This window comes from Actinacidiphila sp. bgisy167 (assembly GCF_057707665.1).
Map to the genome: position 1 here is coordinate 1 of NZ_JBYIQP010000093.1, position 25,851 is coordinate 25,851.

General features: G+C 72.3%; 19 protein-coding genes. 7 read left to right on the forward strand and 12 right to left on the reverse strand.

Annotated elements, in window-relative coordinates; all coding sequences use genetic code 11:
• Positions 1–12 precede the first annotated feature (12 nt).
• The 5 genes from AC3ET4_RS26475 to AC3ET4_RS26495 form a co-directional block, all read right to left on the reverse strand.
• Positions 13–1,086 (reverse strand): iron-siderophore ABC transporter substrate-binding protein, encoded by a 1,074-nt coding sequence (locus AC3ET4_RS26475; protein ID WP_431953654.1) that lies wholly within the window; start codon positions 1,084–1,086, stop codon positions 13–15.
• Between the two features lie 119 nt (positions 1,087–1,205).
• The gene (locus AC3ET4_RS26480; RefSeq protein ID WP_431953656.1) at positions 1,206–2,984 is read right to left on the reverse strand and encodes an ABC transporter ATP-binding protein; all 1,779 of its coding nucleotides are present in this window, start codon (positions 2,982–2,984) and stop codon (positions 1,206–1,208) included.
• On the reverse strand, positions 2,981–4,669 hold the full coding sequence (locus AC3ET4_RS26485; RefSeq protein WP_431953658.1) for an ABC transporter ATP-binding protein: 1,689 nt from the start codon (positions 4,667–4,669) through the stop codon (positions 2,981–2,983). Before AC3ET4_RS26485 ends, AC3ET4_RS26480 begins: the two co-directional genes overlap by 4 nt.
• A gap of 441 nt (positions 4,670–5,110) precedes the next feature.
• Complete coding sequence (locus AC3ET4_RS26490) at positions 5,111–5,695, reverse strand: hypothetical protein (protein WP_431953660.1); 585 nt, start codon at positions 5,693–5,695, stop codon at positions 5,111–5,113.
• Positions 5,696–5,956: 261 nt separating this feature from the next.
• Positions 5,957–6,700 carry a GNAT family N-acetyltransferase gene (locus AC3ET4_RS26495; RefSeq protein ID WP_431953662.1) on the reverse strand — a complete coding sequence of 248 codons (744 nt, stop codon included), beginning with the start codon at positions 6,698–6,700 and terminating at the stop codon, positions 5,957–5,959.
• A 267-nt stretch (positions 6,701–6,967) separates the two neighbouring features.
• Between AC3ET4_RS26495 and AC3ET4_RS26500 the strand changes: the two genes are divergently transcribed.
• On the forward strand, positions 6,968–7,363 hold the full coding sequence (locus AC3ET4_RS26500) for a contact-dependent growth inhibition system immunity protein (protein ID WP_431953664.1): 396 nt from the start codon (positions 6,968–6,970) through the stop codon (positions 7,361–7,363).
• Positions 7,364–7,504: 141 nt separating this feature from the next.
• Here AC3ET4_RS26500 and AC3ET4_RS26505 read toward each other — a convergent pair whose 3' ends face one another.
• The 7 genes from AC3ET4_RS26505 to AC3ET4_RS26535 form a co-directional block, all read right to left on the reverse strand.
• The gene (locus AC3ET4_RS26505) at positions 7,505–10,552 is read right to left on the reverse strand and encodes a glycoside hydrolase family 2 TIM barrel-domain containing protein (protein ID WP_431953665.1); all 3,048 of its coding nucleotides are present in this window, start codon (positions 10,550–10,552) and stop codon (positions 7,505–7,507) included.
• A gap of 160 nt (positions 10,553–10,712) precedes the next feature.
• Complete coding sequence (locus AC3ET4_RS26510; RefSeq protein ID WP_431953667.1) at positions 10,713–13,442, reverse strand: glycoside hydrolase family 38 N-terminal domain-containing protein; 2,730 nt, start codon at positions 13,440–13,442, stop codon at positions 10,713–10,715.
• Between the two features lie 61 nt (positions 13,443–13,503).
• On the reverse strand, positions 13,504–14,301 hold the full coding sequence (locus AC3ET4_RS26515; RefSeq protein ID WP_431953688.1) for a carbohydrate ABC transporter permease: 798 nt from the start codon (positions 14,299–14,301) through the stop codon (positions 13,504–13,506).
• A 71-nt stretch (positions 14,302–14,372) separates the two neighbouring features.
• Positions 14,373–15,323: a carbohydrate ABC transporter permease gene (locus AC3ET4_RS26520; protein ID WP_431953669.1), complete on the reverse strand. Its 951-nt coding sequence runs from the start codon at positions 15,321–15,323 to the stop codon at positions 14,373–14,375.
• Positions 15,324–15,330: 7 nt separating this feature from the next.
• Positions 15,331–16,668, reverse strand: coding sequence for an ABC transporter substrate-binding protein (locus tag AC3ET4_RS26525; protein WP_431953671.1), 1,338 nt, complete (start codon positions 16,666–16,668; stop codon positions 15,331–15,333).
• A 278-nt stretch (positions 16,669–16,946) separates the two neighbouring features.
• Positions 16,947–17,951, reverse strand: a complete 1,005-nt coding sequence (locus tag AC3ET4_RS26530; protein WP_431953673.1) for a LacI family DNA-binding transcriptional regulator — start codon at positions 17,949–17,951, stop codon at positions 16,947–16,949.
• Between the two features lie 147 nt (positions 17,952–18,098).
• On the reverse strand, positions 18,099–18,575 hold the full coding sequence (locus AC3ET4_RS26535; RefSeq protein WP_431953674.1) for a MarR family winged helix-turn-helix transcriptional regulator: 477 nt from the start codon (positions 18,573–18,575) through the stop codon (positions 18,099–18,101).
• Positions 18,576–18,710: 135 nt separating this feature from the next.
• Between AC3ET4_RS26535 and AC3ET4_RS26540 the strand changes: the two genes are divergently transcribed.
• From AC3ET4_RS26540 to AC3ET4_RS26565, 6 genes are all read left to right on the forward strand, one after another.
• Positions 18,711–19,547 carry a sigma factor-like helix-turn-helix DNA-binding protein gene (locus tag AC3ET4_RS26540; RefSeq protein WP_431953676.1) on the forward strand — a complete coding sequence of 279 codons (837 nt, stop codon included), beginning with the start codon at positions 18,711–18,713 and terminating at the stop codon, positions 19,545–19,547.
• A 207-nt stretch (positions 19,548–19,754) separates the two neighbouring features.
• A complete protein-coding gene (gene tal / locus AC3ET4_RS26545; protein ID WP_431953678.1) occupies positions 19,755–20,906 on the forward strand; it encodes a transaldolase in 1,152 nt (383 codons plus the stop codon).
• Entirely contained in the window at positions 20,903–22,453 is a 1,551-nt protein-coding gene (gene zwf / locus AC3ET4_RS26550; RefSeq protein WP_431953680.1) for a glucose-6-phosphate dehydrogenase, read from the forward strand. Before tal ends, zwf begins: the two co-directional genes overlap by 4 nt.
• Positions 22,450–23,667 carry a glucose-6-phosphate dehydrogenase assembly protein OpcA gene (gene opcA, locus AC3ET4_RS26555; RefSeq protein ID WP_431953682.1) on the forward strand — a complete coding sequence of 406 codons (1,218 nt, stop codon included), beginning with the start codon at positions 22,450–22,452 and terminating at the stop codon, positions 23,665–23,667. The genes zwf and opcA overlap by 4 nt, the downstream gene beginning before the upstream one ends.
• Positions 23,660–25,312, forward strand: a complete 1,653-nt coding sequence (gene pgi, locus AC3ET4_RS26560; protein WP_431953684.1) for a glucose-6-phosphate isomerase — start codon at positions 23,660–23,662, stop codon at positions 25,310–25,312. Before opcA ends, pgi begins: the two co-directional genes overlap by 8 nt.
• Before the next feature lie 87 nt (positions 25,313–25,399).
• Positions 25,400–25,851: NAD(P)-binding domain-containing protein (locus AC3ET4_RS26565; RefSeq protein ID WP_431953686.1), on the forward strand; the 452-nt coding region annotated here is incomplete at its 3' end.

The following is a 25,851-nucleotide window of genomic DNA, read 5'->3' on the forward strand; positions in this document are numbered from 1 at the left end:
CCTGCCACTCGCTCAGGAAGCGGGCGGCGTCACCTTCGTGGCCGGGTCGCCGTCCACCGCCGCCGCCAGCTGCGGCACGAGGCGGTCCAGGACGTAGGGGATGCTCAGCACGGTGGACAGCGAGACCGCGTTGCCGAAGTCGCCGGTCTCCTGGACGAAGACCTCGCGGCCCTCCTTCACCACCTTCAGGTCGGCGTAGAGCTTGTCCCGGTGCAGCTTGGCGACGGCCTCGGTGGTGTCGGGCACGATCCACACCGCGACGTCCTGGTCCAGCAGATCGGTGCGCTCCTTGCTGATGTTGGCGCCGAACCGGTCGCCGATCACCGTGTCCAGGTCGGCCGGGAGCTTCAGCCCGAGGTCGGCCAGCAGCCGCGAACGCGCGTCCTGGCTGCCGTAGACGAAGGTGCCCTCGTACGGGGTGGCCATCACCGCGGTGGCGCCGGCGAACTCCGGGTGCGCCTTCTCGGCCTCGGCGAACCTCGCCTCGACGCCCTCGATGAGCTTCGCGGCCTCCTCGGGCTTGCCCAGCGCCTTGCCGACGGTCTCGGTCAGCCGCTGCCACGGGATGCCGTAGTCGCTGAACTCCTTGGGCTGGGCCACGACCGGCGCGAACTTCGACAGAGTGTCGTACTGCGCCTTGGTCAGGCCCGAGTACAGCGCCAGGATCAGGTCGGGCCGGAGGGCGGCGATCTTCTCCACCTGCGGCCCGGTGCCGGTGTCCTTCAGGACGGTCGGCGCGGCGACGGAGCCCAGCTTGTCCTGGGCCCAGGGGCCGACGGCGCCCTTGTAACCGCCGATCCACTCGGTCGTGCCGACCGGGACGGTGCCGAGCGCGAGAACGGCGTCCTGGTCGGTGAGGCCGACGGTGACCACGCGCTCGGGCTCGGCCTCGATGGTGGTGCTGCCGTACTTGTGGGCGATCGTCACGGGGAAGGCGGTGCTCGCCGCCGCCTTGGTGGAGCCGGAGCCCGGCTCGGCGGCGTCGGGTGCCGAGTCCGCGGAGCCGCAGGCGGCTACCGCGCCGAGGAGCATCAGTACGGAGGCGAGCAGTCCGGCGAAGCGGGTGGCTCTGGGGGCGCGGGGCATCGGGTGATCCTTCTGGTCGTTTGTCTGCGGACGGGGTCGTCGTGCGGACGGGGCCGTCGTGCACGGGACTGGGGCGATGTGTTCGGGGGCGATCGGGCCTCTTCGGGTGCGGCGGCCGGCTACGGCCGGTCGCCGCTGCGGTGCTCCGCCCAGGCATGCCAGAGGACGGCGTACGGCCCGCCCGCGGCGCGCAGCTCCTCATGGGTGCCGCTCTCGGCGATGCGGCCCTCCTCCATCACCACCACCCGGTCGGCGGCGGCGGCCTGGCTGAGCCGGTGCGCGACGACCAGAGCCGTACGGCCCTCCAGCGCGCGCCGCGCGGCCTCCTCCAGCCGCCCGGCGCCGGAACTCCCGGCCTCCGCCGTCGCCTCGTCGAGGACGGCGACGGGAGGGTCGGCCAGCACCAGCCGGGCAAGGGCGAGTTGCTGTGAACGGTCGGCGGTCAGCCGGTGCCCGCCCTGGCCGACGACGGTGTCCAGGCCCTCGGGCAGCGCCCGTGCCCAGCCGAGCGCGCCCACCCGTTCCAGGGCCTCGCACACCTCCTCGTCGGTGGCACCGGGACGGGCCAGGCGCAGGTCGTCGGCGAGCGGGCCGGAGAAGACGTGCACTTCCTGCGTGACGAGGGCGACGGTGCGCCCCGCCTCCGCCGGTGCGACGCCGCCGACGTCGACCCGGCCCGAGGACGGGCGGTGGACCCCCACGACGATCTTGGCGAGGGTGGTCTTGCCGGCGCCGCTGGCGCCGACGAGGGCCACCTTCTCCTTGGGCCGCAGCACCAAGTCGACTTCGCGGAGCACCGGCCGCCCCGGGACGTAGGCATGGCTGACGCCCGCCACGGTGACGGCCGGGGCGGCCGCGACGCCCTGGGCCGCATCCCCTTCGCCGGCCGCGGGCGCCGCAACGTCGACGACGCCGATCAGCCGGGCGAGGGCGGCGGTGGCGGACTGCGCGTCGTCCAGCAGTACCAGCGCGGTGTTCACCGGACCGAACAGACTGTGGAAGTACAGGGCCGCCGCCGTGGCGGTGCCGATCGACGCGGAACCGCCGCGCACCAGCAGGAAACCGGTCACCAGCACGGCGGCCAGCCCGGTGTACTCCGCCACGTGCAGCCGGCTGTAGAAGCGCAGCACCAGACGCACCCCGCGCAGCGTCAGGTCGACGGCGGCGCGGGAGCGTTCGGTGACCCGCGAGGTGTGCGCGTCCTCGGCCCGGTAGGCCCGCACGGTCGCCGCGCCGCCGATCGTGGCGAGCAACTGCTGCTGCTGGGCGCCGGTGGCGACGCGCTCCTTCGCGTACAGCGGGCCGGCGGTGCGGACGTACCAGCGCGCGGTGTGCGCCTGCACCGGCACCGCGAGCAGCGCCGCCGGCAGGAAGCGCCAGTCCAGCACCGCGAGGGCGGCCAGCGTCAGGACGATCGACAGCCCGGACCGCACCAGCTCCGGGAGGGCGTTCCGAACCCCCTCCGCCACGCGCGACACATCACGCGTCACCCGGGAGTTGAGGTCGCCGGAACCGGCCCGCTCAAGCCGCTCCAGCGGCAGCGACAGCGCCCGCTCGACGAAGCGCTCGCGCAGCTCGGACAGCACCGTCTCACCCAGCCGCGACACCAGCGACATGCCGCACGCGGTGGCCACGCCCTGCCCCACCGCGACCAGCACCAGCAGCACCGCAGGCAAGGTCAGCGCACCCACCGGTCGGCGGTCCGTCACCAGGTCCACGATGTGTCCCAGCAGCGGCTGCGTCAGCAGCCCCACCGCGGTCGCCACCACCATGACCAGGGCCCCGCCGACGGCCGGGGCCCGGTGCGGGCGCAGCAGTTCGCGTACCGCGGCCCAGGTCCGAGCGGGCGTCGCCGTGGGTAGCAGCTCGCGCGCCGCCGGTTCCGGTGCCGTCGTCATGCCAGGACCGCCGTCCGGTAGGTCGTGTCGCCGTGCACGAGGTCGCCGTGCGCGCCGTCGGCTGCCACCCGGCCGCCGTCGATGAGGACGACCCGGTCGGCGACGGAGAGCAGGGCCGGGCTGTTGGTGACCAGGAGCGTGGTGCGGCCGCGGCGGTGCTCCCGCAGCCCGACGGCGATCCGGGCCTCGGTGACGGCGTCGACCGCCGTGGTCGGGTCGTGGAGGACCAGCACCGGGCGGTCGGCGACGAGGGCGCGCGCCAGTGCGACGCGCTGGCGCTGGCCGCCGGAGAGCGAGCGGCCGCCCTCGGCGATCTCGGTGGCGTCGCCCCGCGGCAGGGCCCGGACGATCTCGTCCGCGCCGGCGGCGGCCAGGGCGCGATCGATGCCGCCGACTGCGCCGGTGTCGAGGTTGTCGGCGAGGGTGCCCTCGAAGAGGTCGGCGTCGTGCGCCGCGACGAGGACGGCGGTGCGCAGCCGCGCGGGGTCGAGTTCCGTCATGGGCACCCCGTCCAGCTCGACGACCCCTGCCTCCGGGTCCGCGGTGCGGCCCAGACAGGCGAGCAGCGCCTGCGTGGCGGCCGGGTCCGTGCCGGCGACACCGAGCAGCTCGCCGGGGCGTACGTCGAGGTCGGCCTCACGCAGCGGGCCGAGGGTGACGCCGCGCAGCCGCAGCCCGCCGAGCACGGGCTCGGGCGGACCGCCGTCGCCGGGCGGGACGTCGGGCTCCGCGGCGAGCACGTCCGCTATGCGCGCCGCCGAGGCCCGCCCCTGGGCGAACTCGGCGTTCACCCATGCGAAGACCTCCAGCGGGCCCAGCAGGAAGAGCGCCAGGCCGACCGCCGAGACGAGCTGGCCCAGCGTGATGTCGCCCGCCGCGGCGAGCCGCCCCCCGATGAGCGCGACCACCGCGATGAAGACACCGGTGAGGGTGAGCACCATCCCGCTCTGCCACGCCTCGGCGCGCGCCGCCCGGACCGTGGCGCCCAGCGAGGCACGGCTGGTGCGCCGGTACCGTTCGACGGCGGCGGCCTGCGCGCCAATGCCCTTGAGCACCCGCAGCCCGGCCACCAGGTCGGCGGCGACGCCTGAGGCGTGCGCGGCCCGCTCCTGCTCGGCCTCGCTGCGCCGCTCCAGGGGCTTGCTCAGCAGGTGCCCGAGCCAGAGCAGCAGCGGCGTGCCGAGCAGGACGACCAGGCCCAGCAGCACGGAGACGCGCAGCAGCGCCACGGCGCTGACCAGGACCCCGGTCAGGGCCGCGATCCCGGTCACGACCGCCATGGTGACGGCGCCGACCCGCTTGGCGTCCTCGGTGGCGATGTTCGCCAGCTCACCGGGCAGGTGGCCGCGTTCGGCGCCGCCGCCCGGGTGGAGTATCCGGCGTACGAGGCGGATCCGCAGCTCGTGCGCCGCCTCCTCGGCGGCGCGCTCACCGGCGCGGGCACCGAAGCGGAAGCTGAAGGAGAGCCCCGCGTACACGACGGCCAGAACGGCGAGCCAGCCGGCGAGGGCGCGCCCGTCACCGCCGGAGACTGCCCGGTCGATGACGACGCCGATGACGACGGGGACGAGAGCCTCCCCGAACTGGTGGCCCGCGCCGAGCACGGCGCCCACCGCGACGTCCGCGCGTCGGCCCCTGACCGTCCGCCACAGGACGTCCCGCCCCGAGGGCACCCTCGTTCCCACCCCGCGACCCCTCCGGTAAGCAGCCGGTGCGTCCAGCGCCCCGCGCGGACTTAGGTAAGGCTACACTAACTTCCCTGTCGGGTGGGGTTCTCCGGGGACATCCGATGCCGGCGGGCGGGCGGCACCCAGGGCGCCTGCCCCCTGTCTGGCCGGCGATCCTCGTCCTCGCCGACGTGTGCGACCTGGCGCCGGCCCGGTTGCGGGCCGCGACGCGAACCCGTGGCCGCCGGGCGGCGGTTCCTCGTCGAAGGCGGTACGGCGGCGAGAGCTTCCACGGTGTGGCCCGCCTCCTTGGCGGAGGGTTCGGGCGCGAGCGCGCCGCGAAGACGTCGGCCCGGAAGCTGCGCGGGAGGTGCGGGAGGTGGGCGCGCGGGATGGCGTGGGAGCCGCGCGCCGGGTTCCGGCGGAGGGCGGGCGCCGAGGCTCCGCGCGGCCGTGGGGTCAGGTCGGCCAGTGGTACCCGAGCGTGAAGTTGACCACCACGGCGAAGGTCAGGTACAGCAGCCAGGCCGCTGTCAGGAGGCGGAACAGCCCCATCACGCGCTCGGCGGCGGGCACGCCGACCGACATGACGAACTTGGCGAGGTAGACGGCGAAGAGGCCGACGAAGACGAGTCCCACAGGCCAGTCGTCGACCGAGAAGAACACCGTGGCGCCGAGGGCCGACAGCACCATGTAGGCCACACCGACACCGGCGTTGACCCGTGCGTCGTTCCCGCGGTAGCGGTCCCAGCCGAGGGCGAACCAGTGGATGCCGTACGCCGAGAAGGCCAGCGCGGCCATGTAGAGCGGCGGCTCCTTGAAGACCTCGAACCAGGTCAGGCCCACGAAGAGGATGACGCCCGCCAGGAACTGGCAGAAGCCCGGCAGCCAGACGCCCCAGACTCCCATAGCCCGGTCGACCCGCTCGTCCCTCCTGGGCCAGCCGAACAGCTCCTGGGAGCCCCAGATCAGGTAGCCGGTCGCCAGTCCGAAGAAGCCGAGTGCGAGCGGCGGGTACACCGAAGGTTCAAACATCACATCCATTAGTTCAGTATTAACCCAAATAGGGCATATTGCACGCTTCGCGCAGGAGGGTGAGCCCGGCGCTCCTGGAGCCTGAGGTGACGATTCCGACGCGGACCGTCACTGACCTCGTCGCGCGGCCGGCGCTGGGCTGTTGGCGAGCGGAACCGCGGGGTGGGCGGCGCGCCACGGGGCTCGGCCTCCTCGCCGCCGGCGGGCCGCGGCATAGCCCGGACTGGGCGGTCGTCAGGCTGCCCGGCCGGTCGTGGAAGCCGACCTCGGTCAGGCTGCCGAGGCCGCTGCTCGCAGGGCGGCCGCCGCATCGTGCGAGATCGGGTCTCCGTGTCCGAAGACCGCCGTGCCGACCTCCAGCTCGGCAAGCCGGTGGAGCGACTCGACGGCCCGGTTGCGGTCCGTGTTGAAGACGCCCAGCGTGGTCCGGCCGACGTTGGCGACCGCGTCCCCGGTGAACAGCGCCCTTGCCCCGGGCAGATGGAGCGCGATGGACCCGACGGTGTGCCCGGGCACCGCGAGCACCACGGCCCCGCCGCCGAACTCCAGCACATCGCCGTCCTCCACCTCGTGATCCACCCGGCAGGGCGGGGCCGGGGGAAGCGGCGGAAGGGCCGCCCGGATCGGCACCTCGAAGGCCTCGAGCGCCGGGGGCGCCCCGGCGGCCTCGCCCTGGATCACCGGCGCCTCCAGCCGATGTGCCACCACCTCCGCGCCGTGCCGGGCGGCACGTATGCCTATGCCGCGCCCACGGTGTTCAGCCCGGATCCGCAGATCGAACAGAGGCGTGTCGTCGCTCAGCTCCATGAGCCGGAGGAGACCCACGGTCTCCTCGTCGGCGACGACCCAGAAACTCCTGTTGTCCTCGTCGGCGAAGCGTCCCTCGTCGATCCACCGGCGCGCCGTCGCGGCGTCCACGGCGCTGACCGTGTGGAAGGGCCAGCTCTCACGGGTGAGAAAACGGACCAGGGCATCGGCGTCGGAGTCGAGGGTACGGCGGAAGTCGATGTGCATGGCCCCGCACCATAAGCGTTGCCCGATCGGTGGGCGACGCCTTTCTGGCGGACACGGGAACCCGTCTGTTCGGCGGCCCGGAAGTGCTCCACGGATCATGGCTGCCCCGCGCTCTTGGAGCGCGTGGCCATGCCGGGTGTGCGCAGCAGTTGGCGCCGCATCCGTCGCTGACATCGGCCAGGCGGCACGCCGACAACACCTTCGATAGGGCAAGCTCCCGCCAGGACGCGGACCGCGGTAGAGATCTGGTCGTGGGACGATCGCTGGGTGACGCGTCCCTTGCATCGTGACCGATCCCTCGAAGAGCTCGAACGTGACTGCTGGCCGACTCCGTCGGCCGACGACACCCGTCTGGTCACTACCGCACACGCCTTGCGGCGTCGGCCGATCGGCGAGTTGACCGTCGAGGACATGCGCTTGTTGATCGGGCAGGACATCGGCCTGCCCTACCTCCTGCCACTGGCAGTGGAGGTGCTGCGGGAGAACCCGATGGCAGAAGGGCACATGTACGAAGACGACCTGCTGTCCGCAGTCCTCACCAGGGACCCGTCGCTCTGGGCCGAGTTTCCCGAACTCGGCCGACAGTTGCGCGGGCTTGTCTCGAAGTTGACTGGCCTGCCCACTGACGTGCGGCAGAAAGTCGAGCGCTTCCTGAACGCATAGAGCACCGACGCAGAGTTCACCAAGAGCGTGGAGCCTCCGCGGCGTGCTGCTGACGCACGGCCGCCTGACGCACGCCACCGCCCCGACGCACGCCACCGCCCTGGCGGAAGGCCGCGCTTCGCGGCCTTCCGCCGGCGCGCGTCAGCCCGCCGTGATGCGGAGCCTGATCGTGCGGGCCTGCGGGCGCAGCGCGAACTCGGGCCACACGTCAGGTCCGCACGCCCGGGAGCCGAGGCCGTGCTGGGCCGCGTCGACGAAGAGGTGACTAGTCGCCGACTCCGGCAACTCGAACGGGTGCGCCGCCCGGGCGATCTGCTGCGGCGTGTGGCGGCTGAGCGTGAAGCCGGGGAGGCGGCCCTGCGCGTCCGGGACGGCCACGAGGCGCAGCACACCCGCGCCGCCGCTGGTGAGCTCCAGCCACCGCATGCGCGAGCGGTGCCCGGTCTCCTGGGGGCGGGCGTAGTCGACGCGGAGGTCGTCGACGCCCGCGGAGAAGCGGCCGGTGCGTGCCGCGCGGAGGCTGTCGGGGTAGGACTCGTGCGGGCCGAGGCCGAACCACTCGGCGCCGTCGACGGGCGCGCCGCCGTCGGGCAGGTCGAAGCGGACGCCGATCCGCGGCCACACCGTCGTCCAGCCGCTCGACGGCTCGATCTCCACGCGCAGTTCGAGCTCCTCGCCCCGCAGGGACCAGACCGTCTCCATCGTCACCGACAGCGCGGAGTGCGCCGCGGAGACGCTGGTGACGGTCCGCAGGGCGTCCGCCGTCGTCTCCACGGACACCAGGCGCGTGGTCAGCCGGTCCAGGCCGTCGCGCCGCCACAGCTCGGCGTTGGAGACCCCCGGAACGTGGGCGTCGCTCTCCGCGGCCGTCCCCGAGGTGCCTTCGTCGTTGTCGGTCGGGGCACGGAAGAGTTCCAGCCGCGGGCCCGCCACGGCGCGGCCGCCGAGACGCACCAGTCGTCCGTCGGCGAACTCGGCGATGCCGAGGGTGAGCGTCCCGTCGCTCGGCCGCCAGTCGGCCGGCGGCCGTACGGCGGGCACGGAACGTCGCGCCGAACGGTCCAGCTGGGCGGTCGCGACGACATGGCCCTCGTCCGCCCACGCGGTGCCGGTCGCCAGCACCGCCTCCACGGTCAGCCAGGTCTCCGCGTCCGGCGTCACCGCGATCCGCGGCAGCGGCACGCGCGCCGACCCGCCCGCCGCGACGACGGGAACCTCCAGGTCCCCCGAATCCACGGGTGTCCCGTCGTGCTCCACGCGCCAGCGGAAGCGCAGGTCGGAGGTGTCCGCGGAGTGCCGCAGATTGCTGATCGTCACTGTGTCGCTGTCGCTGTCGCTGCCGACAGTGCCGTCACCGTCACCGTCACCGTCGCCGGAGTCGTCGAAGGCGAACCGGATCGGCTGGACGACCGCCTTGAACTCGTGGAGGCCGGGCGTCGGCACGCCGTCGCTGAGCACCATCCCGTCCATGACGAAGTTGCCGTCGTGCACGACCTCCCCGAAGTCGCCGCCGTAGGCGTAATAGGGCGTGCCGTCCGGAGCCGTCGCCAGGATGCCGTGGTCGCGCCATTCCCAGACGAAGCCGCCGTGCAGCCGCGGGTACCGGTGCACCAGCGCCTCGTACTGGTCGAGGGCGCCGGGCCCGTTGCCCATCGCGTGGGCGTACTCGCACAGCAGGAACGGCTTGGTGCGCTGCCGTGCGCCCTGCGCGGGGGTGCAGCCCATCAGGGGGGCGCGCGAGCCGTCCGTGCCGATCTGCTCGGTCTCCGGCACCGACGCGTACATGCGTGAGTAGACGTCCGTGTACTCGCCGGTGTGATCGCCCTCGTAGTGCACGGGGCGCTCCGCGTCGCGCGCGTGGACCCAGGCCGCCATCGCGGCGAGGTTCGCGCCCGTCCCCGCCTCGTTGCCCAGGGACCAGAGCACGACGCTGGGGTGGTTCTTGTCCCGTTCGACCGTGCGCCGGATCCGGTCCAGGTACGCCTCGCGCCACGCCGGGTCGTCGCTGGGGTTGCCGGCCCAGCCGGTCTTGTCGAAGCCGTGTGTCTCCAGATCGCACTCGAGCACGACCCAGAACCCGAGTTCGTCCGCGAGGTCGAGCAGCCGGGGGTGCGGCGGGTAGTGGCTGGTGCGGATCGCGTTGACGTTGAACCGCTTCATCAGGGCGAGGTCCTCGCGGGCGTGTGCCTCGTCGAAGACCCGTCCGCGCTCGGGGTGCGTCTCGTGGCGGTTCATGCCGTGGAAGACGACGCGGCGGCCGTTGACCAGGAACCGGTCGCCGCGGATCTCGACGGTGCGGAAGCCCGTCCGCATGGTGACGGTCTCCGCCGCCGAGGCCACGGTGACCTCGTACAGCCGCGGGACCTCCGCCGACCAGGGCACCACGCCGCCGACCTCGAACGGCGCCACCTCGGCGGCGGAGTGCCAGACCCGCTCCACGCCGAGTTCGGGGATGCGGAGGGTGACCGGGAAGGCGTCCGCCTCCGCGGTGACCTCGGGGTCGATCCGTCCGCGTCCGTCGGTGTACCCGGTGCGCAGCCAGACGTCCTCGATGCCTCCGGCCGGCCGTGCGATCAGGGTGACGTCGCGGAAGATGCCCGGCAGCCACCACTGATCCTGGTCCTCGAGGTAGCTCGCCGCCGACCACTGGTGCACGCGCACGGCGATGACGTTGTCACCCGCCCGCACGGAGGAGGTCACGTCGAACTCGTGGGCGAGCCTGCTGCCCGCGGCGACGCCGATCTCGTCGCCGTTCACCCATACCTTGAAGAGCGATTCGACGCCGTCGAAGCGCAGCACGATCCGCTCGGCCGCCGTCCAGTCGTCCGGCAGCTCGACATGGCGGCGGTAGTCGCCGGTCGGGTTCTCGTCCGGCACGTGGGGCGGGTCGATGGGGAAGGGGTACTGGATGTTGGTGTAGGCCGGCCGGCCGTACGCCCCGTCCTTCTGCAGCACCCAGTGGGAGGGCACGGGGACGGCGTCCCAGCCGGCGTCGTCGAACTCCTCGGCCGCGAAGTCCTCCGCCGCCGTCGCGGTGGGGGAGAGGCGGAACCGCCACGACCCGTCCAGCGAGCGGGAGGGGGCGTCGGAGTGCAGCCACGAGCGCGCCGGGCGCAGCGCGCCGTGCCCGGGGGCGGGGTCCGATACGTACGCGGAGGGCGGGGTGAGCCGGGGGGGCTGGGAGGGCAAGGCGTCACGCCTCTTTCTTGGTAGTGCTTGGTGACAAAGGGCATCCGGCACGGTTGAGCTCCGGGGGCCGGGGGCCGGGGGCCGGGGCCGCGAACGGGGGCGCGCGGTCGGGCCGGGCGTCCGCGGTCGCGGTCCGCTGCCCGGGCCGCCGCGAGCGCGGCTAGCGGAACACGACCGTCCGGATCTCCCAGGGGCCGAGGGCGAGTTCGACGCCGTCCCGCGCGGGCACGGTGTCCAGCGGCCGGCCGAGCAGGTCGACCGTGGTCACCCGGGTGAAGCCGCCGAGGACGCGCGCCGTGGCTCCCGCGTCGGCCATCGCCACCATCCGCACCTCGGTGCCGGCACCGAGGCCGTCGCCGGGCACGCGGCGCACGCTGGAGACGAGGACGTCCGCACCGTCCACCCGCACGCCGGCCGTGTCGGGAGGCAGCTGCCCCCCGGCGGGCGCGGTGCCGCGGGTGGCCAGCACGTCGTTGCGGAACTCCTCGGCGAGGGCCACGGCGTCCGCGGCCTGCCAGCCCTTTGCCGAGGGCAGGATGGCGAACCGGTTCTCGACGCGCACCCCGAGGTCCTGCGCCCCCGGCGCGGGGATCTCGCTCGCCGCCGGCTCGTCGCGCAGAGGATGGATGTTGACGCTGATCGAACCGACCGCCCGCAGAAGGGTGACGGCGAGTTCGGAGCCGTCTTCAGTGAGCTCGTACTCGGTTGCGTGGTCCAGCAGCACGGTGGCAGCGCCGGCCGAGACGAAGGTGCTCGCGGGGAACGTCGGGATCGGGTACTCGCCCCAGCCGCCCTCCGCGGTGAGACCGCGCTCGGTGACGGCGAACTGCCCGGCCGACGCCGAGACGGCCGCCGGGCGGGGGAGCGGGACGTGGAAGCGCAGCCGGTGGTCGGCGGCCTGGTTCAGGAACGACGTCGTGACGCGGAGGAAGGGTTCGCCCGCCCGCAGCTCCACCAGGGTCTCCACCGGCGTGGGCACGGTCCGCTCGGCGCGTACGTCGCGGTCGGGGGAGAGGGCGGCGGGCCAGGCATACACCCGGGTGATCCGCACCCGCGACCGCAGCGGGCCGTTCTCGACGAGTTCGACGGCGATCTCCGTCGGATCGGAGACGAGCAGATCGTGCGCCGGGGGGCCGTAGTTGTAGCTGTCGCCGCGGTCACCGCCGTCGACGAGGCGGCCGACCCCGCGCAGGACGGTGCCGTCCACCCCGGTCACCTCCAGGGTGCCGTCGGCGGCGACGGCGACCTCGACCAGCCCGTTCGACAGCGACGCGGCCGTGGCCGTCGCCGCGGCGAACGCCGTGCCCGGCGCGGCGGTCCGCGCGGCCGGGGCCACCGTGAAGCCGGCGAGCCCGCAGGCGGGGACGGTCACCGGCACCAGCGCGGTCGCCCGTGCCTCCTCCAGCGTCAGCACCCGCCACTCACCGGGGTGCGCGGCGGCCGCGGCGGCGACCTCGCGCCGCAGGATCAGCAGGTCGAACGGCCCGCTGGAGGGCACCTCGGCGAGGTGGAAGACGAGCGAACCGGCGGCGAGCTCGTAGTGGTCGATCTGCCGGCCGAACAGCTCCCGGCGGTGGATGCGGCGCAGCACGCGCTCGAGCTGCGAGGCGTCCATGCGCTCGTCGCTGAGCACGGTCGGCGCCTGGGCGACCAACTGCACGGGGTGCTCGGAGCCGTCGGCCGCGGTCGCGACCAGGACGGTCCCCTCGGGCGGCGCCATGACGTCGACCTCGACCAGCGCCGTGCGGGGTGCGGCCAGGGGGTTGGCGACCAGGTGGCCGTCGCTCGGCACGGCGGCCGCACGCTCGGACAGCGCCGCGTCGCGGACGGCGCGCGCGAGGTGCGCGGCCTCGGCGAGCCGCGCCTCCACCTGCTCGGCCGTCTCGTCCGTGCCGGAGCCGACCACCGAGTCATGGGCGCTCGACTCGATGATCTTGCGCCAGGCCAGCGAGAGGAACGGCGAGTCGTCGCGCGTCGACCACAGCGCGTTCATGCGCTCGGCGTGGTCGACGGTCCGCTCGGCGACGGCCATCCGGCGCTTCAGTCCGCGCCGCACCGACAGCACGCCCGGCAGGATGTTGCCGCGCACATGGCTGCGCAGTTCGCCGGTGACGACGGCCGGGACCTCGTCCCGCGCGTGTTTGCGGATGTACTCGTCGAGCGTCGCGACGGTGATGGCGCGGTCCTCGTCCGAGGCCTGCCGCAGCCACTGCGCCAGCAGCGGGTCCGGCGCGTTGTGGTCGGTTCCCGCCATCGCGAGCACCGGGTCGCCGCCCCACCGTCCGGCGGTCATCTGCGCGTACTCGTCGAGCGCGCGCCCGATCTGATCGGGGACCAGCAGGACGTCGAGGCCGTTGTCGTAGCCGTCGAAGAGGAACTCGGTGCGCACCTCGGAGCCGTCGGGGGCGCGCCAGCGGAAGGCGTGGCCCTCGACGGAACCGGGCACCCCGCGCCACAGCGCCGCGTGCTCGAGGCCGGCGCGCGCCAGGATCTGCGGCATCTGCGCGACGTGGCCGAACATGTCGGGCAGGTAGCCCACCTGCATCGAGCCGCCCAGTTCCGCCGCCGCCGCCCACCCCATCTGCAGGTTGCGGACGATGGTCTCGGCGGAGCAGAGGAACTCGTCGAGCAGGATCAGCCAGGGGCCGATCGCCAGCCTGCCCTCGGCGACCAGGGCCTTGACGCGCTCGCGGTTCTCCGGCCGCATCTCCAGGTAGTCCTCGACGGCGGCCATCTGCCCGTCGGCGGTGAAGCGGAAGTCCGGGTCCGCCTCCGCCGTCTCCAGCACGGTGTCGAGGGCGGTGACGAGCCGGTGCCGGAACACCTGGAAGGGCTCGTACCATTCCCTGTCCCAGTGGAAGTGGGGCACGAAGACGGCGGAACGGCGCATGGGAACGGGACCTTCTGTGCTGTGGGCGGCGGTGGGGAAGAGCGAGGGGAGAAGGGCGGAACTAGCGCAGCGAGCCGGCGGCCAGTCCGGTGCGCCAGAACCGCTGCAGGAGGACGAACACGACGATCACGGGCACGATGGAGACCAGTGAACCGGTGATCACCGACTCCTGCAGCAGCGGCGCGCGGGCGGTCTGCCCGTTCCACTGGTACAGCCCCAGCGTGATCGGGAAGAGCGACTCCTTCTGGAGCATCACCATCGGCAGGAAGAAGTTGTTCCAGACGGCGACGAACTGGAACAGGAAGATGGTCACCAAGGAGGGTGTCATCAGTTTGAACGCCACCGAGAAGAACGTCCGGAACTCCCCGGCCCCGTCCAGCCGCGCCGACTCCAGGATCTCCTGGGGGACGGCGGACGCGGCGAAGATCCGCGCCAGGTAGACCCCGAACGGGCTGACGATGCTGGGCAGGAACACCGCGAAGTAGGTGTTGACCAGCCCTGTTGCCGAGAACAGCAGGAACAGCGGCAGCGCGAGCGCGGTGGTGGGCACGAGGATCCCGCCGAGGATGACGGAGAAGAGGAACTCGCGGCCGCGGAAGCGGAACTTGGCGAGCGCGTAGCCGCACAGCGCCGAGATCAGGGTGCCGACGGCCGCGCCCAGCACCGCGTACAGCACGCTGTTGAGCGCCCAGCGCCCGAAGATGCCGTCGCTGCGGGTGAAGAGCGTGCCGAGGTTGTCGAACAGGTCGAAGTGCGAGAACGCCAGGCCGTTGGTGGAGGCCAGGTCCCCCTGCGGCTTGGTCGCCGCCACGACCAGGAAGTAGACGGGCAGCAGGAAGTAGACCGCCAGCAGGAGCATCAGGGCCGTCGCGGCGGTCCGGCTGATCCGGCTCTCACCGGCGGAGGACCGTCTGTTCGTGGTCAGGTCGTTCACAGCCCCGCCTTCCTCGAGGTCAGTCGCATGAACCCGAAGCTCAGGACGAAGGTGATGACGGCGATGACCACGGAGACCGCCGCCGCCTGCTGGTAGTTGTTCCCCGAGGCCACCGTGTACGCGAGCATGTTCGGGGTGAAGGTGCTCGAGATGTTCGAGGAGATCTGCCGCAGCACCGCCGGCTCGGCGTACAGCTGCAGGGTGCCGATGATGGAGAACACCGTGGTCAGGACGACCGACGGCGCGATGATCGGCACCTTGATCCGCCAGGCGACGGCCCAGTTGCTCGCGCCGTCCAGCTTGGCCGCCTCGTAGAGCTCCTGCGGGATCGACTGCAGCGCCGAGAACATGATCAGCATGTTGTAGCCGGTCCACAGCCACGTCGACACGTTCGCCGTCGACCACAGCACGGCGCCCGGACCGAGGAAGTCGGGCTGCAGGCCGATGCCCTTGAGCGCGTCGACGACCGGGCTGATCTGCGGCGAGTAGAGGTACGACCACATGATCGCGGCGATGACCCCCGGCACGGCGTACGGCATGAACGCCGTGATGCGGAAGAACGCCTTGAGCTTCAGCAGCGGGGTGTCGAGCAGCAGGGCCATGACGAGCGCCAGGAAGAGCATCACCGGCACCTGGACGACGCCGAACAGCCCGATGCGTCCGACGCTGGACCAGAACTCGGTGTTCTGGAAGACCTGCGTGTACTGCTCCAGGCCGCCGAAGGTGGTGTACGACGTGCCGTACTGGCCGCCGGTGCGGCGCACGACCAGCAGGCTCTGCCAGAGCGCGTAGCCGATCGGCACCAGGTAGAAGAGGACGAACGGCAGGAAGAACGGGGTCACGAACGCGGCGATGGTGCCCGCCCGGGGGCCGCCGCCGCTTCTGCGGCGACGGCTGCCCTCGGCGGTCGCCACCACGCGCGTCGCACGGGTCGCGAGATCGGTCATGCGGCGGTCACTTGCCCGCGGCGGCCGGGATCGCCTGGTCCTTCATGGACTTCAGCGCCGCGTCCTGGGCGGCTGTCAGCGCGGCGGCGACGGTTCCGTCACCGGCGGCCGCCTTGGCCATCGCGTCCTGGAGCGCGAGGTTCACCGTCTTCTGCGTCGGGCCCCAGGTGAAGCCGGTGTCGATGTTCCTGGACGACTCGGCGAAGACGTCGAAGATCTTCTGGTTGTTGTAGTAGGGCACGCCCTGGGCGAGCGCGGGGAGTGCCAGACCCGCGGTGGCCGCCGGGTACAGGCCGCCCAGCTTGTTCTCCAGTGCCAGGGCCTCCGGGTCGGTGTTCAGCCAGGTGTTGAACTTGACCGCCTCGTACGGGTGCTTGCCGCCCTTCATGAAGGCGACGGTCGAGCCGCCCCAGTCACCGGACGCGGCGCTCGAACCCCAGGTCGGCATCGGCACGATCGACCACTTGCCCGCCTGCTTGGGAAGATTGTCGCGGAACATGCTGTAGCCCCAGGCGGCGCCGACGTAGGTGGCGATCTGGTCCTTCTGGTACGCCGTGTACATCTGGGTCGAGCCGTGGGCGAGGTCGGTCCGCACCAGCTTGGCGTCGATCAGCTTCTGCCAGTACTCGGCGACCTGCCGGCTCTGCTCGGAGTCGACGGTCACATGCCACTTGTCGCCGGAGTAGGAGTACATCTCGGCGCTGTTCTGCCAGAGGAGCCCGTTGAACCACTCGGCGTTGTTCGGATCGAAGAACGTCATGCTGAGGTCCGGGTCCGCGTCGTGCAGCTTGCGCGCCTCGGCCGCGTACTCGTCCCAGGTCTTCGGGATCTCCAGGTGGTGCTTCTCGAAGATGTCGCTGCGCACGTACAGGGCCATCGGGCCGGTGTCCTGCGGGATGGCGAACACCCCCGTGCCGCCGAAGCTCGCCTGCGACCAGGTCCAGGGCACGAACGCGGACTTGGCGTCGGTGGCCCCCTCGCAGGCCGAGACGTCGGTGAAGGCGTCCTGGCTGCGGAGGTTGGGCAGTTCGTCGTAGCCGACCTGGGCGAGGTCCGGCGCCTTGCCCGCCTTGAGGGCGTTGCCGAGGGTGCCGTACTGGTCGTTGGAGATGTTCTTCGTCTCGACCTGGATGTCCGGGTTCTTCTTGTTCCACAGCGCGACGACTTCGTCCATGCCGGGAACGGTGTTCCAGTACTGGAGGGTGACTTTGCCCTTCGCGGGCGCGCAGGACTCCGCCGCTGCGCTGCTGTCCGAAGGAGCCGGCGATGAGCATCCGGCGAGTACGGCGATGCTGGCTGCCGCGGCGACGGCGGCGAGGCGGATGCGCGTGACTGTGCTGCTCATGGTTTCCGTTCCGGAGGACGGCCGGCGGGATCGCCGGCCGGGTCGACGTTGACACCTCTGGCGGGACGTGCTGGTGGAAAGGGGCGGGGCAGGGGCGACGGTGCCGGCGCGAGGACCGAACGCCGTCACACGGTGGGGCAGAACCGCTTGTCCCCGACCCGTGAGCGTTCACGTGAACGTTCACGTGAACGCTCACGGGTCGGTGGAAGTGCTCGGAAGTCTGCGCTCCGGCCCCTTCAAGTGTCAAGACTCCACGGCCCGTCGAGGGCCGGCAGTGGTCAGGCGGAGCCGTGCAGCCGCAGTTCGGCCCGGACGACGAGGTCGTCGGCGGGAAGCGGTTCCCTCCCGGTCAGCAGGCGCGCGACCTGGTCGATGGCGAGCGCCCCGAGGCGGCGCGTGTCCAGCGCGACGCTGGTGAGCGGGGGTTCGACGAGGGTGCCCAACTGCAGGCCGTCGAAGCCCACCACGGCGAGCTCGCCGGGGACGCTCCTGCCCAGCCGGCGCGCCTCGCGCAGGGCGCCGATCGCGATGATGTCGTTGAAGGTGAAGACCGCCGTGACCTCGGGATGCGCGCCGAGGAGCTTTCTGAGCGCGGACCCGCCGCCGTCCGCCGACTGCGCGGCCCCGACCACCCGGTTCGCCGCGATCCCGTGGGCTGCGGCGGCCGCCGCGAACCAGCCGCGCCGGACGCTCGGTTCGGCGCGGCCGTCGTGGTCGAGCATGCCGATGTGCCGGTGGCCCGCGGCGGCGAGGTGGGCGACCGCGGCGCGGACGCCGTCCTCCCCGTCGATGCGGATCGAGCTGAAGCGCGCCGTGTGGTGGTCGCGGCCGATGAGCACCACGGGCAGTCCGCGGGTGAAACGCTCCAGATCGTGCTCGGAGCAGCTGAAGTAGCCGACGACCGCGTCCACTTGGGAGGCGATCACCTGCAGGGTGGCGAACTCCTCCTCGGCCCGGTCCGCGGTGTCGTGGACGACGACGTGCCAGCCGCGAAGCCGGGCGGCCTCCAGCGCGGCGGCGGCGACCTCCGTGAAGAACGGGTTGAGCAGGTCCGGGATGACCAGGCCGATCGTGGTGGTGTCCTGCCGGACCAGACCGCGGGCGAAGCGGCTCGGCCGGTAGCCCAATTCACGGGCGGTGTCGAGGACCCGCTGCTTGGTCGCGCCGTCGATCTCGTCCTTGTCGTTGAGTGCCCGGGACACGGTCTGCCGGGACACACCGGCGGACCGGGCGACGTCATGGATCGTGACCCTCCGGGATTCCGTTCCCGACGACGACACCATCGCGCACCTCCCGATCGTCGCGGGTGCCGGCGCGCCCGCAGGGCCAGAGTATGCACGTCCGGGATGCGGCGGCGCGAGATCAGGTCGGCGTGCGGCAGCGCGCTCGAGAACCCCTGCGCACGCCCCTGACCTCGGGAAAGTCCGGGGTCACAGGGCGATGCCGCGCAGCGCCGCGCTGAGCGCCCGCAGGTCCAGGCCCGTCAGGTGGTCCAGGAAGTGACGGCGCAACGAGGCCAGGTGGGTCGGCCAGGCCTCCTCGAGGCGCGCAAGGCCCGCTTCGGTGAGGACGGCGTTCCACCCCCGGCCGTCGCGGGCGCACCTGACCCGCCGCACGAACCCCTGCCCCTCCAGCCGGCGCGTCACGCCGGTCATGCCGCTGAGCGACATCGCGCAGGCGGTGGCGAGATCGCTCATCCGCAGTCTCCGGTCCGGGGCCTCCGAGAGGTGCATCAGCGCCTGGTACTCGATGAGGGGCAGTTGCTGCTCGCGCGCCATGTCGGCGTCCAGCGCGCGCGGCAGGGCGTAGATGACGCGACTGAGCGAGCGCATCAGGTCCTCCTCGTCCGCACCGAGGGGACGGGGAGGCTCCGGGGTGGGTTCCGGGTGGGGGGTGGCATCCGACATGGCTGCCACTTTACTTGCTGTGCGAAGGATATATATTTGCTGCGCGAAGCAAGTAAGTCGTTCCGGACCGGCCGGTGCGGCGCACCTGCTCCTACCCATGACGATCCGCACGCCCATCCCCGAGAAGAGACGCACATGCCACAGCCGCTGACGAACCCGCAGTCCACCGCAGTCCGGCGCACGGGGTCCGGCCCCGGCGGCGGCAGGCATCGGGGCCGGCGCGCCGAGGGCGAGGCGTGCCAGCGGGGGAGCGGTACGGTCCTCGGGAGCGGCCGGCACCGCAAGGGCGACCGGGCCGCGCAGCCGCTTCCTGCCGTCGACGGCCAGGTCCCGTCCGCCTCCGAGGGCCCGGCCCTTTCCGCCGGCGGCGACGAGGCCGGTCCGGCCGCCTCCGAGGCCTGCTTCGAGCGCGATGTGCTCAGCCGGCTGGACGCCGTGTACCGGGCCGCGTCGAGCGTCACGGGCGACCCGGCCGAGTCGGAGCGGCTCGTCCTGGAGGTCTTCACCCGGGCCTACGCCGCGTTCCCGCGGCTTCTCGAGGGCGTCGACCACCAGGCCTGGCTCTACGACCTGTTGGCCGGCGCGTTCATCGGTCCGCACCCCGAGGTGTGCGTCCTGCCGCCGGAGTCCGGGGTCCCGCGGGCGGTGAGCGGGCCGGCGCTGGACGCGTTCGTGGGGCTGCCCGAGCCGGACGTCCGTGCCGCGCTCCTGGCGCTGCCGAAGGAGCAGCGGTTCGCCGTGTACCTCGCGGCGGTTGAAGGATATGCATGGCAGGAGATAGCGGACATCATGGACGTTTCACCCTCCATCGTGGCGTACTGGCTGCATGACGCACGCCTGAGGCTGTGGGCGACCGCCGGTCCGGGCGGGACCGTCCTCGAGGCGGAGCACGCGGAGCACGCGGAGAACGCTGAGTACGCCGAGTACCTGGACGACGTACTCGTCGGCGCCGGGCGGCCCGGGCCCGCATGACGCGCCGTCGAGTGCGGCGAGCGCACCGCGCGGCCGGTGGTTCCGCGCCCTGTCCGCACCGCGCGAGACGAGGGATGCGTCACATCGTCACCTCCTCGCCGCCGGGGACGCCGTGCCCGGCGGGCTCCTGCGCCCCCGGCGGAAATTTGTTCCGGCCATGGGGAATCCTTTGCGGTCCGCAACGGTTGACGCCAGCGCAGAAAGAAGATGATCACAGTGAACGAAGTAACCACCGCGACCACCGCGGAACCGTTGCAGCGCCTGGCCGCCCAGGGGGTCTCGGTCTGGCTCGACGACCTGTCGCGAAGACGCCTCGACTCCGGGGACCTCGCACGGCTCGTCGTATCGGGGCGTGTGGTGGGCGTCACCACCAATCCGTCCATCTTCCGCGCGGCCATCGGCTCGGGGGAGGACTACCGGGAGCAGCTCGCCGAACTGGCCGGCCGCGGCGTCACGGCCGACGAGGCCGTCCGCACGATGACCGCCGCGGACGTCCGCGCCGCGGCCGACATCCTCCGCCCGGTGTACGAGACGACCGGCGGCCGCGACGGGCGGGTGTCGATCGAGGTCGACCCGCGCCTGGCCCACCGCACCGAGGCCACCGTGGCCGAGGCCGTGCGGCTCGCCCGGCTGGTCGACCGCCCCAACGTGATGGTCAAGATCCCGGCGACCGTGGCGGGCCTGCCCGCCATCACCGAGGTCACCGGCCTCGGCATCAGCGTGAACGTCACGCTGATCTTCTCCCTGGACCGCTACCGCGAGGTCATGGAGGCCTACGCGGCCGGTCTCGAGAAGGCACGCGCGGCGGGGGTCGACCTGTCCACCGTGCACTCCGTCGCCTCCTTCTTCGTCTCCCGCGTCGACACGGAGGTCGACCGGCGGCTGACGGAGCTCGGCACGGACGAGGCGTCGGCCCTGAAGGGCCGGGCCGCGCTCGCCAACGCCCGGCTGGCGTACCAGGCGCAGCGCGAGTTCTTCGGCGGCGACCGCTGGGCCGGCCTGGCTGCGGCGGGAGCCCACCGGCAGCGGCCCCTGTGGGCGTCCACCGGTGTGAAGGACCCCGCCTACCGGGACACCCGCTACGTCGAGGAACTCGTCGCGCCCGGCACGGTCACCACCCTGCCCGAGGCGACCCTCGACGCCGTCGCCGACCACGGCCGTGTCGGCGGCGACACCGTCACCGGCCGGCACGACGGGGCCCGCGCCGACCTGAACGCCCTGGAACGGCTGGGCATCCGCTATGACGAGGTCGTCCGGCAGCTGGAGGACGAGGGCGTCGCGAAGTTCGAGGCGGCCTGGGACGAGTTGCTGCAGGCCGTCGAAACCGTACTGAACGGCAAGGGAGCCGACGCGCGATGAGCAAGGACACGACCGGACCCGGCACCCCGTGGTCCAATCCCCTGCGCGACCCGTCCGACCGGCGGCTGCCGCGTGTGGCGGGCCCGTCCGGGCTGGTGATCTTCGGTGTGACGGGGGACCTGTCACGCAAGAAGCTGATGCCGGCGGTGTACGACCTCGCCAACCGCGGCCTGCTGCCGCCGGGCTTCTCGCTCGTCGGCTTCGCCCGCCGCGACTGGGCGGACCAGGACTTCGCGCAGGTCGTGCACGACTCGGTGCGCGAGTACGCGCGTACACCGTTCCGTGAGGAGCTGTGGCAGCAGCTCGCCGAGGGCATGCGCTTTGTGCCCGGCGACTTCGACGACGACGTCGCTTTCAAACAACTGGCCGAAACAATAGGCGTGTTGGACTCCGCGCGGGGGACCAGCGGCAACTACGCCTTCTATCTCTCCGTGCCGCCGAAGTTCTTCCCCAAGGTGGTGCGGCAGCTGAAGGAGCACGGGCTCGCCGACGCCCCCGAGGGATCCTGGCGGCGGGCGGTCATCGAGAAGCCCTTCGGGCACGACCTGGCCAGCGCCCAGGAGCTCAACCAGGTCGTCCACGAGGTGTTCGCCCCTGAGCAGGTCTTCCGGATCGACCACTACCTGGGCAAGGAGACGGTCCAGAACATCCTGGCGCTGCGCTTCGCCAACACGATGTTCGAGCCGCTGTGGAACCGCTCCTACGTGGACCACGTGCAGATCACGATGGCCGAGGACATCGGCATCGGCGGCCGCGCGGGCTACTACGACGGCATCGGCGCCGCACGCGACGTCATCCAGAACCACCTGCTGCAACTCCTCGCGCTCACCGCGATGGAGGAGCCCGCCGCCTTCGACGCGGAGTCCCTCCTCACCGAGAAGCTGAACGTGCTGCGCGCGGTACGGCTCCCCGGCGACCTGGGCGCGCACACCGTGCGGGGCCAGTACGCGCACGGCTGGCAGGGCGGCCAGGAGGTGCTCGGCTACCTGGAGGAGGAGGGCATCGACCCCCGGTCCGGGACCGACACCTACGCCGCGATCAAGCTGGAGATCGACAATCGGCGCTGGGCGGGCGTCCCCTTCTACCTGCGGGCCGGCAAGCGCCTGGGCCGCCGCGTCACCGAGATCGCGGTCGTCTTCCAGCGCGCCCCGCACTCCCCGTTCGATTCGGACGCCACGCAGGAGCTCGGCCAGAACGCGATCGTCATCCGGGTCCAGCCCGACGAGGGCGTCACCGTGCGCTTCGGCTCGAAGGTGCCGGGCACCTCGATGGAGATACGCGACGTGACGATGGACTTCGCCTACGGCGAGTCCTTCACCGAGTCCAGCCCCGAGGCATACGAGCGGCTCATCCTCGACGTGCTGCTCGGCGACGCCAACCTCTTCCCCCGCCACCAGGAGGTCGAGGAGTCCTGGAAGATCCTCGACCCGATCGAGGAGTACTGGGGGACCCACGGAAAGCCGGCGCAGTACACCGCGGGCAGTTGGGGCCCCGCGGAAGCCGACGAGATGCTCGCACGAGACGGACGGAGCTGGCGCAGGCCATGAGGATCGACCTGACCGACACCACGGCAAGCCACATCAACAAGGCCCTGGTGCAGGGCCGCCGCGCCATCGGCTCCCCAGCCGTCGGCATGGTCCTGACCATGGTCATCGTGACCGACGAGGAGAACGCCCACGACGCCCTCAAGGCCGCCTCCGACGCCTCCCGCGAACACCCGTCGCGCACCCTGGTCGTCATCAGACGGCCGTCGCGCTCCACCCGGCGGCCCGTCTCCTCCCGCGTCGACGCCGAGGTCCGCGTCGGCTCGGACGCCGGATCCGGTGAGGCGGTGCTGCTCCGCCTGTTCGGCGACGTGGCCGAGCACGCAGACTCCGTGGTGCTGCCGCTGCTGCTGCCCGACGCCCCGGTCGTCGTCTGGTGGCCCGCGGACGCCCCCGACGTACCGGCGCGTGACCCGCTGGGCGCGCTCGCCCAGCGCCGCATCACCGACGCCTACGCCCTCGACCGTCCGTTGGAGCGGCTGGCGGACCGGGCCAGCGCCTACACGCCCGGCGACACCGACCTCGCGTGGACCCGGCTCACGCCGTGGCGCTCCATGCTCGCCGCCGCGCTGGACCAGGCCCGGGCCCGGGTCACCTCCGCGGTCGTGGAGAGCGAGGCCGACAACCCCAGCGCCGAACTCCTCGCCCGCTGGTTCGCCGACCGGCTGCGCGTGCCCGTCGAGCGGGTCGTGACCGACGGACCCGTCGTGACCGCGGTCCGGCTGCGCACCGCGGACGGCGACATCACCATCGACCGACCCGAGGGGGCCGTGGCCCGGCTGACCATCCCCGGACAGCCCACCCGCTTCCTCGCCCTGAAGGTGCGCAGCACCGCCGAACTCATCGCGGAGGAGCTGCGCCGCCTCGATCCCGACGAGGCCTACGCCGCCGCCCTGCGGGCCCAGGTCAGGGCGCCGCGCCCGAAGGCCGCGACGGCGAAGGGCACTGCGTCGAAGAGCGCCCCGGCGAAGGGCACTGCGTCCAAGGGCGCCCCGGCGAAGAGCACTGCGTCGAAGAGCGCCCCGGCGAAGAGCGCCCCGGCGAAGGGCACTGCGTCCAAGGGCGCCCCGGCGAAGGACGCCCCCGCCGGCAAGGCCGTCCCCGCGAAGGCCCCCACCGCCAAGACACGCTCCGCCGGGGCCCGCTCCGCGAAGGCCGCCCCCGTGCCGCCGCAGGGCGCCCACCAGCACGAGAACCAGGAGAAGAACGATGCCTGACACCACCCCCAAGCCGAATCGGCGCCCGCAGTGGACCGCCCTGGCGGAGCACCGCGCCGCCACCCGGCCGGGACCGCACCTGCGCGAGCTGTTCGCCGCGGACCCCGACCGCGCACGGCGCTACACGGTGGAGGTCGGCGACCTGCGCATCGACTACTCCAAGCACCTGGTCACGGAGGAGACCCTCGGTCTGCTGCGCGAACTGGCCGCCGCGACAGGCGTGTTCGAGCTGCGCGACGCGATGCTCCGCGGTGAGAAGATCAACGTGACCGAGCGCAGGGCCGTCCTCCACACCGCCCTGCGCGCGCCGCGGGACGCCGTCATCGAGGTGGACGGCGAGAACGTTGTGCCGCGGGTCCACGCCGTGCTCGACCAGATGTCCGCCTTCGCCGACCGGGTGCGTTCCGGGGAGTGGACCGGTCACACCGGCAAGCGGATCAGGAACGTCGTCAACATCGGCATCGGGGGCTCCGACCTCGGCCCCGCCATGGCCTACGAGGCGCTGCGGCCCTACACCGACCGCTCGCTGACGTTCCGCTTCGTCTCCAACGTCGACGGCGCGGACCTCCACGAGGCGCTGCAGGGCCTCGACCCCGCGGAGACGCTGTTCATCGTCGCGTCCAAGACCTTCACCACCATCGAGACCATCACCAACGCGACATCGGCGCGCAGTTGGCTGCTGGCCGGGCTCGGCGGGGACGAGAAGGCCGTCGCCCGGCACTTCGTCGCCCTGTCGACCAACACCGGCAAGGTCGAGGAGTTCGGCATCGACCCGGACAACATGTTCGAGTTCTGGGACTGGGTGGGCGGCCGTTACTCCTACGACTCGGCGATCGGCCTCTCCCTGATGATCGCCATCGGCCCGCGGCGGTTCCGCGAGATGCTCGACGGGTTCCGCACCGTCGACGAGCACTTCCGCACCGCGCCCGCCGAGTCCAACGCCCCGCTGATCCTCGGACTGCTCGGCGTATGGTACGGCACCTTCCTCGGCGCCCAGTCGCACGCCGTCCTGCCCTACTCCCACTACCTGTCCAAGTTCACCGCCTATCTGCAGCAGCTGGACATGGAGTCCAACGGCAAGTCCGTGGACCGCGAGGGACAGCCGGTGGAGTGGGAGACAGGCCCCGTCGTGTGGGGCACGCCCGGCACCAACGGGCAGCACGCCTACTACCAGCTGATCCACCAGGGCACCAAGCTCATCCCGGCGGACCTCATCGGCTTCGCCCGCCCGGCCGGCGAACTGTCCCCGGAACTCGCCGCCCAGCACGACCTGCTGATGGCCAACCTGTTCGCACAGGGTCAGGCACTCGCCTTCGGCAAGACGGCCGACGAGGTCCGCGCCGAGGGCGTGCCGGAGGAGCAGGTCCCGCACCGGACCTTCCGCGGCGACCACCCGACCACCACCATCCTGGCGACCGAGCTGACCCCCTCGGTCCTCGGCCAGCTGATCGCGCTCTACGAGCACAAGGTGTTCGTCCAGGGCGCCCTGTGGAACATCGACTCCTTCGACCAGTGGGGCGTCGAACTCGGCAAGGTCCTCGCCAAGCGCGTCGAGCCCGCCCTGACCGGTGACGCCGACGTCCCCGGCCTCGACCCCTCCACGGCGTCCCTGGTCGACGCGTACCGCACCCTGCGGGCCCACTGACCGTGAACCCGCGCGGCGGCACCGCCCGGCCCCCGGGCAGGCGCCGCCCACCGGCCACACCTGCGACACACACAAGGAGCACCTGACATGCAACTCGGACTCGTCGGCCTCGGCAAGATGGGCGGCAACATGCGCGAGCGGATACGCCGCGCCGGCCACACCGTCGTCGGCTACGACCGGGACCCCGCCCTGGCCGACGTCGGCAGCCTCACCGAACTGGTCGACAAGCTCGACGCGCCGCGTGTGGTGTGGGTGATGGTGCCGGCCGGCGCCGCCACCCAGTCCGTGGTCGACGAGCTCGGCGGCCTCCTCGAGCCGGGTGACATCGTCGTCGACGGCGGCAACTCCCGCTGGACGGACGACGAGAAGCACGCCCGGGAGCTGGCCGACAAGGGCATCGGCTTCGTCGATGCCGGCGTCTCCGGCGGCGTCTGGGGCCTGGAGAACGGCTACGCCCTCATGGTCGGCGGCGAGCCGGAGCACGTCGAGCGGGTGCAGCCGATCTTCGACGCCCTCAAGCCCGCCGGGGACTTCGGCTT

Excerpts from the sequence above, each read along its gene's own strand:
- AC3ET4_RS26475 (WP_431953654.1), bottom strand. The coding sequence starts at position 1,086 with ATGCCCCGCGCCCCCAGAGCCACCCGCTTCGCCGGACTGCTCGCCTCC.
- AC3ET4_RS26480 (WP_431953656.1), bottom strand. The coding sequence starts at position 2,984 with ATGACGACGGCACCGGAACCGGCGGCGCGCGAGCTGCTACCCACGGCG.
- AC3ET4_RS26490 (WP_431953660.1), bottom strand. The coding sequence starts at position 5,695 with ATGGATGTGATGTTTGAACCTTCGGTGTACCCGCCGCTCGCACTCGGC.
- AC3ET4_RS26495 (WP_431953662.1), bottom strand. The coding sequence starts at position 6,700 with ATGCACATCGACTTCCGCCGTACCCTCGACTCCGACGCCGATGCCCTG.
- AC3ET4_RS26510 (WP_431953667.1), bottom strand. The coding sequence starts at position 13,442 with ATGCGCCGTTCCGCCGTCTTCGTGCCCCACTTCCACTGGGACAGGGAA.
- AC3ET4_RS26515 (WP_431953688.1), bottom strand. The coding sequence starts at position 14,301 with ATGCTCCTGCTGGCGGTCTACTTCCTGCTGCCCGTCTACTTCCTGGTC.
- AC3ET4_RS26520 (WP_431953669.1), bottom strand. The coding sequence starts at position 15,323 with ATGACCGATCTCGCGACCCGTGCGACGCGCGTGGTGGCGACCGCCGAG.
- AC3ET4_RS26525 (WP_431953671.1), bottom strand. The coding sequence starts at position 16,668 with ATGAGCAGCACAGTCACGCGCATCCGCCTCGCCGCCGTCGCCGCGGCA.
- AC3ET4_RS26530 (WP_431953673.1), bottom strand. The coding sequence starts at position 17,951 with ATGGTGTCGTCGTCGGGAACGGAATCCCGGAGGGTCACGATCCATGAC.
- AC3ET4_RS26535 (WP_431953674.1), bottom strand. The coding sequence starts at position 18,575 with ATGTCGGATGCCACCCCCCACCCGGAACCCACCCCGGAGCCTCCCCGT.
- AC3ET4_RS26540 (WP_431953676.1), top strand. The coding sequence starts at position 18,711 with ATGCCACAGCCGCTGACGAACCCGCAGTCCACCGCAGTCCGGCGCACG.
- tal (WP_431953678.1), top strand. The coding sequence starts at position 19,755 with ATGATCACAGTGAACGAAGTAACCACCGCGACCACCGCGGAACCGTTG.
- zwf (WP_431953680.1), top strand. The coding sequence starts at position 20,903 with ATGAGCAAGGACACGACCGGACCCGGCACCCCGTGGTCCAATCCCCTG.
- opcA (WP_431953682.1), top strand. The coding sequence starts at position 22,450 with ATGAGGATCGACCTGACCGACACCACGGCAAGCCACATCAACAAGGCC.
- pgi (WP_431953684.1), top strand. The coding sequence starts at position 23,660 with ATGCCTGACACCACCCCCAAGCCGAATCGGCGCCCGCAGTGGACCGCC.